General features: G+C 30.5%; 9 protein-coding genes and 1 pseudogene. 6 read left to right on the top strand and 4 right to left on the bottom strand.

Annotated elements, in window-relative coordinates; genetic code table 11:
• Positions 1-504 precede the first annotated feature (504 nt).
• Positions 505-2,682 carry a ribonuclease R gene (gene rnr, locus L6Q46_RS10660; RefSeq protein WP_291284284.1) on the bottom strand — a complete coding sequence of 726 codons (2,178 nt, stop codon included), beginning with the start codon at positions 2,680-2,682 and terminating at the stop codon, positions 505-507.
• A 124-nt stretch (positions 2,683-2,806) separates the two neighbouring features.
• Between rnr and L6Q46_RS10655 the strand changes: the two genes are divergently transcribed.
• On the top strand, positions 2,807-3,040 hold the full coding sequence (locus L6Q46_RS10655; protein WP_291264197.1) for a DUF2007 domain-containing protein: 234 nt from the start codon (positions 2,807-2,809) through the stop codon (positions 3,038-3,040).
• Positions 3,041-3,087: 47 nt separating this feature from the next.
• Complete coding sequence (locus L6Q46_RS10650; RefSeq protein ID WP_111566513.1) at positions 3,088-3,327, top strand: DUF2007 domain-containing protein; 240 nt, start codon at positions 3,088-3,090, stop codon at positions 3,325-3,327.
• Positions 3,328-3,867: 540 nt separating this feature from the next.
• Here the strand turns inward: L6Q46_RS10650 and L6Q46_RS10645 are convergent.
• Positions 3,868-4,392: a DUF1905 domain-containing protein gene (locus L6Q46_RS10645; protein WP_291284283.1), complete on the bottom strand. Its 525-nt coding sequence runs from the start codon at positions 4,390-4,392 to the stop codon at positions 3,868-3,870.
• An 88-nt stretch (positions 4,393-4,480) separates the two neighbouring features.
• Between L6Q46_RS10645 and rpiB the strand changes: the two genes are divergently transcribed.
• A complete protein-coding gene (gene rpiB, locus L6Q46_RS10640; RefSeq protein ID WP_291284282.1) occupies positions 4,481-4,912 on the top strand; it encodes a ribose 5-phosphate isomerase B in 432 nt (143 codons plus the stop codon).
• Positions 4,913-4,935: 23 nt separating this feature from the next.
• A complete protein-coding gene (locus L6Q46_RS10635) occupies positions 4,936-5,769 on the top strand; it encodes an NAD(P)H-hydrate dehydratase (RefSeq protein WP_291284281.1) in 834 nt (277 codons plus the stop codon).
• On the opposite strand, the gene L6Q46_RS10630 is transcribed toward L6Q46_RS10635, so the two are convergent.
• Positions 5,734-6,006, bottom strand: coding sequence for a DUF1294 domain-containing protein (locus L6Q46_RS10630; protein ID WP_291284280.1), 273 nt, complete (start codon positions 6,004-6,006; stop codon positions 5,734-5,736). The genes L6Q46_RS10635 and L6Q46_RS10630 overlap by 36 nt on opposite strands.
• A gap of 53 nt (positions 6,007-6,059) precedes the next feature.
• Here L6Q46_RS10630 and L6Q46_RS10625 point away from each other — a divergent pair, with 53 nt between their 5' ends.
• Positions 6,060-8,186 (top strand): Tex family protein, encoded by a 2,127-nt coding sequence (locus L6Q46_RS10625; protein WP_291284279.1) that lies wholly within the window; start codon positions 6,060-6,062, stop codon positions 8,184-8,186.
• 76 nt (positions 8,187-8,262) lie between these two features.
• Here the strand turns inward: L6Q46_RS10625 and L6Q46_RS10620 are convergent, their stop codons facing one another.
• A complete protein-coding gene (locus tag L6Q46_RS10620) occupies positions 8,263-8,469 on the bottom strand; it encodes a twin-arginine translocase TatA/TatE family subunit (RefSeq protein WP_111566507.1) in 207 nt (68 codons plus the stop codon).
• A 130-nt stretch (positions 8,470-8,599) separates the two neighbouring features.
• Here L6Q46_RS10620 and L6Q46_RS10615 point away from each other — a divergent pair.
• Positions 8,600-8,808 (top strand): annotated as a pseudogene (locus L6Q46_RS10615) (M23 family peptidase); the annotation flags it as partial.

The raw sequence follows: 8,808 nt of genomic DNA, 5'->3' as shown, positions 1-8,808 counted from the left end.
GTAATAAAATGTAAATAAAAACGAAAATTATATCTCCATCATTTCCTTTTTTATCAATTAATAAAATTGAAAATAAAAATCCTAAAAAAAATAAAAATCCTAAAAAACTAAACACTGAAATATTCTTTTTTATAAATTCAATTACTTTCATAAATGATAAATTAAAAAAGGAATAATAAGTATTAATAATACTTGAATAATAAATAATGAACTCTCATTTTTAATAGTTCTCCTCATTAGAAAATCAATTAAAAGTAAAACAATTGAAAAAGATAAAGAACCAAGTAATAAAGAACCAGCCATTCCATGAGCGCTTTCATCTGGTTTAATTGTAATTATATTAAATAATGTTATAAGAAATATACTTATTGCTATTACATTGAATAATGAAATATTTCTTTTAATAAATTCAACTACTTTCATCTTATCATGAGATTTCTCCTTAAATCGAAATGACAACTTTATTATTAACTATTCACTAATTACTATTCACTAATCACTTAATTACTCTCTCTTTCTCAAATAATGAAAATCCAATTGTTTCTTCACTAAATCGGCATTTTTTACTTTAACGTAAATTTCATCTCCTAATTGTAAAATATTTTTAGAAACTTCACCTACTAAAGCATATTGTTTGTCATCAAAAGTGTAATAATCATCTCTAATTTCACGAATACGAACCATTCCTTCGCATTTATTTTCGATGATTTCTACATAAATTCCCCATTCGGTTACACCAGAAATTACACCTAAAAACTCTTCGTCTTTGTGATCTTGCATGTATTTTACTTGCATGTATTTCACAGAATCACGTTCGGCTTGAGCGGCTAAACCTTCCATTTGTGAAGAGTGCACACATTTTTCTTCGTATTCTTCTTCACTTACACTTTTTCCGCCATCTATGTAAAATTGTAACAAACGGTGTGCCATAACATCAGGATAACGACGAATTGGCGAGGTAAAATGACTGTAATAATCAAAAGCTAATCCGTAGTGACCAATATTTTCAGTTGAATAAGCTGCTTTACTCATACTTCGAATGGTAAGCGTATCTACTAAATTTTGTTCTTTTTTACCAACAACTTCTGAAAGTAAATTATTCAACGAACTCGAAATATCTTTTTTAGATCGGAAATTGATTGAATAACCAAACTTAGCAATCACGGTTTGAAGATTGATTAATTTATCTTCATTAGGTTCATCGTGAATTCTGTAAATGAAAGTTTTCTTTTGTTTCCCAATGAATTCTGCTACTTTTCTATTCGCTAACAACATGAATTCTTCAATCAAATGATTTGCATCTTTACTTTGTTTGAAATAAACTCCAATTGGTTCAGCATCTTCATTTAAATTGAATTTTACTTCTACTTTATCAAACGAAATTGCGCCAGCTGCCATTCTTTTTCTTCGAAGAATTTTAGCTAATTCATCCATTTTAAAAGTAGCATCAACTATTGGTTTTGGAACGATATATTCGTTTCCAGTTAATGAAATTTCGGCTGGAATAACGTCTGATTTTGTTTCGATGATACTCTGAGCTTCTTCATACGCAAAACGTTGATCAGAATAGGTTACTGTTCGTCCAAACCATGCATCTAAAACTTCTGCTTTATTGTTTAGTTGAAAAACAGCTGAAAACGTATATTTTTCTTCATGTGGTCGAAGCGAACAAGCAAAGTTGGATAACACTTCTGGTAACATTGGAACTACTCGATCTACTAAATACACCGAAGTAGCTCTTTTATACGCTTCATCATCTAAAATAGTTCCTTCTTGAAGATAATGCGAAACATCAGCAATATGAACTCCGATTTCGTAATTTCCATTTTCTAAAACCTGAAACGATAAAGCATCATCAAAATCTTTTGCATCTTTTGGATCAATCGTAAAGGTTAAAACATCACGCATATCGCGACGTTTTTTAATTTCTTCTTCGGTTATCGAAGTATCTATTTTATTTGCATACGCTTCTACTTCGATAGGAAAATCATAAGGTAAACCATATTCTGCTAAAATGGCGTGAATTTCTGTATTATGTTCACCTGGTTTTCCTAACACTTTAATCACAGAACCAAAAGGAGAATCGGCTTTTTTAGGCCAATCTTCTAAAGTTACTAAAACAACATCACCGTGTTCTGCATCACCAATTTTATTTTTTGGAATGAAAATATCAGTATACATTTTAGCATTAGCAGTCGTTACGAAAGCAAAGTTTTTTTGCACATCAATAACGCCTACAAATTCTGATTTTTTACGTTCTAAAATTTCTAAAACTTCTGCTTCTGGTTTACGAGAACTTCTTCTGTTGTAGATATACGCTTTTACTTTATCACCATCTAAAGCATGATTCAAGTTAATAAACGGAATAAAAACATCGTCTTCTAATTCGTCACAAACAAAATATCCTGTTTTACGAGACGTCATATCTACAATTCCTTCGTAATATTCGGCTTTGGAAATAATTTGATATTTTCCAATTTCTGTTTCGTGAATTTTATCTTGTGCTTTAAGTATTTTTAAATCTCTAATTATTTCGTTTCGACTTTTGGTATCGCTTAACTCTAAAACAGCAGCTATTTGCTTGTAATTAAAAGATTTAGAAGGTTCTCTTGAAAGTATTTTAAATATTTGTGCAGTAAAATCTTTTGGTTTCTTTCCTAATTTTTTTGGTTTCTTACTCATTGTATCATTTCTAATTAATGCTGAAAGTTACGAAATTGTTATAAGTAATTGGTAAGAGAGGCTCAGTTTTAATGAAAAAATAACTTTTCGTATATTTGTTACTTAACGAAAAAATGAAAAAGATATGAATGATTTTGTAGTAGTTGCTATTTTTAACAACCAAAAGGAAACGATGAAATTAAGAAGTGTATTGGAACGAAAAAAAATTCCATACATTATTCAAGATGAAACTGTAGTATCGGTTGATCCATTGCAAAGTATAGGTTTTGGAAACATTACTTTGAAAATAGAAGAACAAAATGTTGAACAAGTAAAAAAAATACTTGTCGATTTAAAAAAAGAAAAATTAATTGTTTAATAAAAATTAAGGATTTACTTTTTGTGAATCCTTTTTTATTTCATCACATGGAAAACTTTATAACCGTTGCTGTTTTTAACTACCAACACGAAACTTTAATTATTAAAAATTTATTAGAGCAAGAAGGAATTGCTTACTTTTTTGAAAACGAAACTATCGTTGGAATTGATCCATTCGCTACAATTGCTTACGGCGGAATTAAATTAAAAGTGCATCCAAACGATGAAGCAACCGTAAAAGAAATTCTTAAAAAACTAAACGAAGACGATCATTTAAAAATTGTTTAATTTTTTAAAAGCTGAAAGTTTTCAACATATATTAAAAACAACAAAAAATATTTTTAATTAAATTTAAATTTATGATGGTTATTATAGCGTGTTAATATGTGGAATAAGTTTTTTTATAGAAGTAGTTTTTAAAAGTTATCGTTACTTATACAACGTAATTAACAATTTTAAAAAATAGTAAAGAACTGAAAATAAGAACTTATAAATTCTTTATTTCATAGTTATCAACAGTTGTTGAAATTTGATTTTATATTTGTTTTGTAAATAACTTCAATTGTTGATTTCTGTTGAAAACTGATTTTTTTCTATTGATAACTTTTCTAAAAAATCGTGAAACTAAATTAGGATTTTTAATTCCAGTTTTGGATTACAATTTTTTAATCAACATCCAAAAAAAACTTCTTATTTTCTATCCAAAGTTGTTAACAATTATTGTTAAATTAAGGTTGACTGATTATCAATGATTTACGATAAGTAATTAACATATGATAAAAATCATAGTAGAAAATTGAATACTTCGTTGATTTTTAATGAAATAGATTAAAATTTCATATTGTTTCGTTGGTTTTTAAAATCTTCTTTCAAAAGTTCAAAATCTATTTTTCCTCTTGTTTTTTTAAGGTGTTCTAAAATAACAAAACTACGTTCTATTTTTAAGTTAGAACTTTTAATTCGGTTAATAATATGAATAAGCGTTCGTTGTGCTCCAGGAGTTAGTTTATGAAATATAATACTTCCTTCAGGATCGTTATATAATACTTCTTCCATTTCCTCCGAAATAGGCATTCCATATTTGGATTCATCGGGTTCAAGCTCTACTAAAATTAAGTCACCAACTGATATTTTAACCTCTTTTAAAACCTCTTTATTTAATAAAATATAATGAAAGTTTCCTTTTGGAGCCATTGCTCTACTAACCGTAATTTCATTATTTAAATTACATTTTACGCGTTTATCGGTTGTGATTTTTAATAGTTCTTGATAAATAGCTTCAGGAATTTCAATATAAGGTCCGTGACCCAAATTGTTTTCGTCGAAATACTTAATTTTTGCTTTAAATTTCATTTCTTCATTATTTATACACAAAGCTAATTTAATATAAAACAACAAATGATTACTTTTGTAAAATATAAATAACAACACAACACACAACATGAAAATTTCAATTGGAAACGACCACGCTGGTCCAGATTATAAAAAAGCTATTGTTCAATATTTAGAAGAAAAAGGACATACCGTTTACAATCACGGAACCGATACTTTTGATAGTGTAGATTACCCTGATTTTGGTCACCCAGTAGCCTACGATGTGGAATCAAAAAAAGCTGATTTAGGAATTGTAATCTGCGGTTCAGGAAACGGAATTGCTATGACCGCTAACAAACACCAAGATATTCGTTGTGCACTTTGTTGGACAAAAGAAATTGCTGCTTTAGCACGTCAACATAACGATGCTAATATTATCAGTATTCCAGCTCGTTATACTTCTATTCAACAAGCTATAGAAATGGTAGATACGTTTTTGAATACTCCTTTTGAAGGCGGAAGACACGGAAATCGTGTGAAAAAAATCGCTTGTAAATAATCAAAAACTTAAAATCAATTCAAATGGAAGTCGTAAAATTAGATTTGAATTGTATTAAAAGCACTTATAAAAAACGACCATGTGATTCTCACAAAGGAACGCATGGTCATGCTTTGTTAATTGCAGGAAGTACAAACAAAATGGGCGCAGCGATTATTGCTTCCAAAGCTTGTTTACGCTCAGGTGTTGGGTTATTAACAGTAGCTTTTTATCCAGAAAACAAAAGTGTTCTTTTTAATTCTATTCCTGAAGCGATGTATGCAAATTCTTGTGTGATGAACGATTTATCACCTTACAACGCTATCGGAATTGGTCCCGGAATTGGAGTAGATGAAATCAGTCTGCAATATATTTACGAATTGTACGAAAACAAACTTGCAGTTGTTTTTGATGCCGATGCATTGAATTTAATTGCGAAATATAAAATCGATTGGAAAAACTTTAATTTTCTATTTGTGCTAACTCCACATCCAAAAGAATTTGACCGATTATTTGGTGAACATGATTCAGAATCAGAAAGAAGAAATACAGCCATCCAAAAAGCCAAAGAATTAAATTGTGTGATTGTTTTAAAAGGATATAAATCGTTTATCACGGATGGAACTCAAACTTTTGAAAACACCACCGGAAATTCAGGTTTAGCAAAAGGTGGTTCAGGAGATGCGTTAACCGGAATGATTACTTCTTTTTTAGCGCAAGGTTATACAGCTTTAGAAGCTGCCAAATTAGGCGTTTATCTTCACGGATTAGCTGGTGATATTACACTTCAAACGCAGAGTGAAGAAAGTATGTTAATAACAGATGTTATTGAAAATATAGGTTTAACTTTTAAACATTTGAATTCCGAAATACAATAAAACAACCTGAAGTATTGCAATAGCATAGAAACTCAAAATAAAAGAAAATTTATTGGTTTTGTGTTTGAAAAGGTACATACTTACAATTCCTCCTATAGTTCCTCCAATTCCAGCCAATAAAAGCAAACTGAATTCAGAAATTCGTCTTTTATTCTTTTTAGCTTGCCATTTATCGTAGCCAAAAGTTAAAAAACAAAGGCTGTTAATCACAATTAAATAAATAAATAGTACTTCCAAAAGCTAAAAATTTTGTTCAAAGATAGTATTTTAGCAGTTCAATTTTATTCACAATGACCAATATCCAATTCATTCAAAACCAAACCAACATTGCTCCAAAAAGCATTGAAGCTACTATAAAATTACTTTCAGAAGATTGTACGATTCCGTTTATTTCGCGTTACCGAAAAGATCAAACAGGAAATTTAGATGAGGTACAAATTGAAGCGATTTCGAAATTAAACAAGCAATTTGATGAAATCATCAAGCGAAAAGAAAGCATTTTAAAATCTATTGAAGAACAAAATGCACTTTCACCAGAATTGAAATCAAAAATTGAAAACAGTTTTGATTTACAAGAATTGGAAGATTTCTATTTACCTTATAAAAAGAAGAAAAAAACCAAAGCCGATGTCGCTCGTGAAAACGGATTAGAACCGTTAGCAAAAATCATCATGAGTCAAAAAAATGAGGATATTGAGTTTTTGGCTTCCAAATATTTGAATCCAAACGTTAAAAACGAAGACGAAGCTTTACAAGGCGCTCGCGATATTATTGCCGAATGGATTAACGAAAACATCTTTATTCGTAAAAATTTACGTCGTTTGTTCCAACGAAAAGCTGAAATCACCACTAAAGTAGTGAAAACCAAAAAAGACGACGAAGCGGCTCAAAAATTCTCCCAATATTTCGATTGGGCAGAACCGATTTCCAAAGCACCATCGCACCGTTTATTAGCTATGTTGCGAGCTGAAGCTGAAGGTTTTGTGAAATTGAATGTCGCAATCGAAAAAGAAGAAGCTATTGATTTTATCGAAGAAAATATCATCAAAAATAAAAATTCGGATGCAACCGAACATTTAGAATTAGCGATAAAAGACAGCTACAAACGTTTGTTGGAACCAGCAATTTCAAACGAAACCTTGCAAGAAGCAAAAGCAAAAGCTGATATAAAAGCGATTGACGTGTTTTCCGAAAATTTACGTCAGTTGTTGTTAGCACCACCATTAGGTGAAAAACGAATTTTAGCCATCGATCCAGGTTACAGAACGGGTTGTAAAGTGGTTTGTTTGGATGAAAAAGGCGATTTGCTAAATAACGAAACCATTTATCCACACGCACCACAAAACGACACTGCCATGGCGATGAAAAAAATCCGTTCCATGGTAAATGCGTACAATATTGAAGCCATTTCTATCGGAAACGGAACAGCTTCTCGTGAAACTGAATTTTTCATTAAAAAGATTGCTTTTGATAAGCCTGTACAAGTGTTTGTAGTTTCGGAAGCAGGAGCATCAGTATATTCTGCGAGTAAAATTGCTCGTGAAGAATTTGCTAATTATGATGTAACCGTTCGTGGTTCGGTTTCCATTGGTAGACGCCTTTCTGACCCATTAGCGGAATTGGTGAAAATCGATCCAAAATCTATTGGTGTTGGGCAATATCAGCACGATGTGGACCAAACCAAATTACAATCTGCTTTAGATAGTATGGTAATGAGTTGTGTGAATTCCGTTGGGATCAACATCAATACTGCTAGTAAATCGTTGTTGAGTTATGTTTCTGGAATTGGTGAAAAAATGGCGGAAAATATTGTAGTTTATCGTTCGGAAAACGGACCTTTTGAAGATAGAAAACAACTAAAAAAAGTACCACGTTTAGGAGAAAAAGCGTATCAACAAGCAGCAGCTTTCATTAGAATTCGCGATGGAAAAAATCCATTAGATAATTCAGCTGTTCACCCAGAAGCGTATCCAATTGTGGAAAAAATGGCAAAAGATTTGGGTATTAAAACCAATGAATTAATCGCCAATAAAGAAAAAATCGCTCAAATAAAACCTGAGAATTACATCACGACAGAAATCGGGATTTTAACCTTAAAAGATATTTTAAAAGAGTTAGAAAAACCAGGTTTAGACCCAAGAAAAGCCGCTAAAATTTTCGAATTCGATCCAAATGTGCGTTCCATTTCAGATTTAAGAACCGGAATGATTTTACCCGGAATTGTGAATAACATTACCGCTTTTGGATGTTTCGTAGATTTAGGAATCAAAGAAAGTGGTTTGGTTCATATTTCGCAACTAAAAGAAGGCTATGTTTCCGATGTAAATGAAGTTGTAAAAATGCACCAACATGTACAAGTAAAAGTCGTTGAGGTGGATGAAGCTAGAAAGAGAATTCAGTTGACGATGATATTGTAATCGAGTAAAAAGATAAAATCCCAAACTCTAACTAATAAAAGTTGGAATTTGGGATTTTAAATATTGAAAAGAAAAATTATTCTTTTTCTTTTGTTTCTTCTTCTTTTTTAGAATTAGCAGGTTGGTCGTCTTTTGCTGCGTTTTTGAACTCTTTAATACCAGTTCCAATTCCTTTCATTAATTCTGGAATTTTTTTACCACCAAAAAGTAAAACCACAATGGCAATAATAAGGATTACTTGCATTGGACCAATTACTCCTAAAAATATAGCTAGTGCATTCATTTGTTCTATAATTTAAAGTACAAAGATATAAAGAAATTAACAAATGATTATTTTTTAACGATTAATTATATAAATCGAAATTAGAAACCCGTTGTATTTAGTATATTTGTGTAATTAATATGTTTTAAAAATGGCTAATAAAAGGCTAAAAAGACAACTTTTATTAAGAAAATTATTCAACAAGAGAAGGTTAGTTATTCTTAACGAAGATACTTTTGAAGAAACTTTTTCATTAAAATTAAATTTAATGAATGTCTTTGTAGTGGCAACGGTTGGTGCTATTTTAATCATTTTTGTAACTACTTATATTATTGCTTTTACGCCACTTCGCGAGTATAT

It is taken from the genome of Flavobacterium sp. (assembly GCF_023151265.1).
Taxonomy (GTDB): Bacteria; Bacteroidota; Bacteroidia; order Flavobacteriales; family Flavobacteriaceae; genus Flavobacterium.
Note: the sequence above shows the minus strand (reverse complement) of the source record. Positions and strands in the feature narration are given on the sequence as shown.